We start from the raw sequence: 2,071 nt of genomic DNA, 5'->3' as shown, positions 1-2,071 counted from the left end.
CTGGCCGCCGCACTGGCGGTGGTCCAGGCCCGCGCCGCGGCGGTGGCCACCACCCCGCCCGGCGCGGCAGACACCCGCGACGCATGGGCCGACCCGGCAAGGGTGGCGCAGGCGCGCCGCCCGACCCCGGGCCCCACGAGCTGGGCGCGCACGTACTGGCCTGCCTAGTCCCTACGTGGGGGTGCGCCTGAGTACGCGTACTCAGGCGCACCGATTACCGGGGCAGCAGTATCGAATCCATGCTGTGGTCAGACCCCGAGAACGAGCCCCCCGAGGAGCTGCGCGAAACCCAGGCGATGCTCCGCCGAGCGGGCTTCGTGCTCGCGGTGGCGATGGTGATAGCGATGCTGGTTCTGGGAATCGTCTGAACCGATCCCATCCCCCGCACCGCACCCTCCGCGCCGAGCCCTCCACACCGCGCCCTCCACCCGTCACCCGACGAGGCACCCTCGGCGGCCCACATGTGGAACCCTGACCGCATGAGTGATCCCCACGTGAGCAGCCCCGTGAGCACCCCGCGCCGCCGCCTCGTCCTCGCCTCCCAGTCCCCGGCCAGGCTGGCGCTGCTGCGCCAGGCGGGCCTCACCCCCGAGGTCCTGGTCAGCGGGGTCGACGAGGACGCCGTGTCCGCACCCACCCCGGCCGAACTGGCCCTGGCACTGGCGGAGGCGAAGGCGTCCGTGGTCGCGGCGAAGCCGGAGGTGCACGGCGCGCTGGTGATCGGCTGCGACTCGGTCCTGGACATCGACGGCCAGGCGCTCGGCAAGCCGGCGGACGCCGAGGAGGCCACGGCGCGCTGGAAGTCGATGCGGGGCCGCGCGGGGACCCTGCAGACGGGCCACTGCGTGTACGACACGGCGGTGAACCGCTACGCGTCGGCGACGGCCTCGACGGTGGTCCGGTTCGGCGAGCCGAGCGACGCGGAGATCGCCGCGTACGTGGCGTCGGGCGAGCCGCTCCACGTGGCGGGCGCGTTCACGCTGGACGGCCGCTCGGCTCCGTTCATCGACGGCATCGACGGCGACCACGGGAACGTGATCGGCCTGTCGATGCCGCTGCTGCGCCGCCTGCTGGCCCAACTGGGCGTAAACATCACGGACTTGTGGGCGGACTGAACGCAGCTCGCCCAACCCGGGCCGATCAGACGGGCTGAGGCGCCCCGCCCCCCTCGGCCGGTCCCGCGGGGGCGTCACCCGCACCCGCTCCGCCCGCCTGCTCCTTCCGGTCGTAGGCGACCAGCGTGAGCACGATGAGCCCGAGCACGACCATCATGAAGACGAACGCGAGCCAGCCGACCAGGCCGACGCTGAACGCACCGAGCAGCCCGTGCACGACGGCCGCGCTGATCAGCAGAATGCGGCCGAACCCGGCCGGCCCGCGGTCGCGCACGGCTACGCGTACGAGGACGATCGCGCACAGCGCGAGATAGAGCCCGAAGAGCGCGCCGGCTATCCAGGCGGAGACGGACATGGCGCGGGGGTCGAGCCCGGCCAGGGACATGTCCTGGCGGTCGACGACCAGCCCCAGGAACCAGTTGAGCAGGGCGATACCTATCGCCTCCGCGAAGAGCACGATCGCGGCCACCCACGCCACCGGTCTGCGTGCCACCGGAACCCCACCCACTTTCGACTGCTGTTACCCCTAGTACGTTCGAGACAACGCGAACGCTACTAACGGGTAAACCTCGGGACAAGGGGTCTGCCCAAGGCAAAGAATCGTTGGGCCATTCGTAGGGACTCCACAAAGAATCCCGGAGTGCCGCAGCACCGTCTCACAGAGACCTGGCCCACGTTGGCGGGCTAGGGTTCGAAGAGGGAAGGCTGCGTACCCGGGCGCAACAAGGGGATTCACCACTTGAGCGCGCCTCGAATAGCACTCCGTGTGGGCAAGCTCACTCATGGGGACGGGTCGTAAGCCCGTGTCGGCAGTCCCTAAACTCGGCTTGTTTCAAGGAGGGAGCCATCGTGCGCAAGGTGCTCATCGCCAACCGTGGCGAAATCGCTGTCCGCGTGGCCCGGGCGTGCCGGGATGCCGGTATCGCGAGCGTTGCCGTTTACGCGGAACCGGACCG

5 protein-coding genes are annotated in these 2,071 nt (G+C 70.5%); 4 read left to right on the top strand and 1 reads right to left on the bottom strand.

Going from position 1 to position 2,071, the window contains the following annotated elements:
• The 3 genes from ACWFR4_RS48540 to ACWFR4_RS48530 all read left to right on the top strand — a co-directional run.
• A partial coding sequence (locus ACWFR4_RS48540; RefSeq protein WP_453658357.1) for an acyl-CoA carboxylase epsilon subunit occupies positions 1-168 on the top strand: 168 nt, incomplete at its 5' end.
• A 71-nt stretch (positions 169-239) separates the two neighbouring features.
• Positions 240-368: a morphogenic membrane protein MmpB gene (gene mmpB, locus ACWFR4_RS48535; protein ID WP_264484688.1), complete on the top strand. Its 129-nt coding sequence runs from the start codon at positions 240-242 to the stop codon at positions 366-368.
• Positions 369-479: 111 nt separating this feature from the next.
• Entirely contained in the window at positions 480-1,115 is a 636-nt protein-coding gene (locus tag ACWFR4_RS48530; RefSeq protein ID WP_453469602.1) for a Maf family protein, read from the top strand.
• 25 nt (positions 1,116-1,140) lie between these two features.
• Here the strand turns inward: ACWFR4_RS48530 and ACWFR4_RS48525 are convergent, their stop codons facing one another.
• Positions 1,141-1,608, bottom strand: a complete 468-nt coding sequence (locus ACWFR4_RS48525) for a hypothetical protein (RefSeq protein ID WP_453658355.1) — start codon at positions 1,606-1,608, stop codon at positions 1,141-1,143.
• A gap of 356 nt (positions 1,609-1,964) precedes the next feature.
• On the opposite strand from ACWFR4_RS48525, the gene ACWFR4_RS48520 reads away from it, so the two are divergent.
• On the top strand, positions 1,965-2,071 hold a 107-nt coding region (locus ACWFR4_RS48520; protein WP_324603837.1), incomplete at its 3' end, for a biotin carboxylase N-terminal domain-containing protein.

Source organism: Streptomyces sp. NPDC055140, assembly GCF_053607285.1.
The sequence above is the reverse complement of the archived record's forward strand: the minus strand, read 5'-3'. Positions and strand labels throughout refer to the sequence as shown.

Coding starts and splice junctions, on each gene's coding strand:
- mmpB (WP_264484688.1), top strand. CDS start 240: ATGCTGTGGTCAGACCCCGAGAACGAGCCCCCCGAGGAGCTGCGCGAA.
- ACWFR4_RS48530 (WP_453469602.1), top strand. CDS start 480: ATGAGTGATCCCCACGTGAGCAGCCCCGTGAGCACCCCGCGCCGCCGC.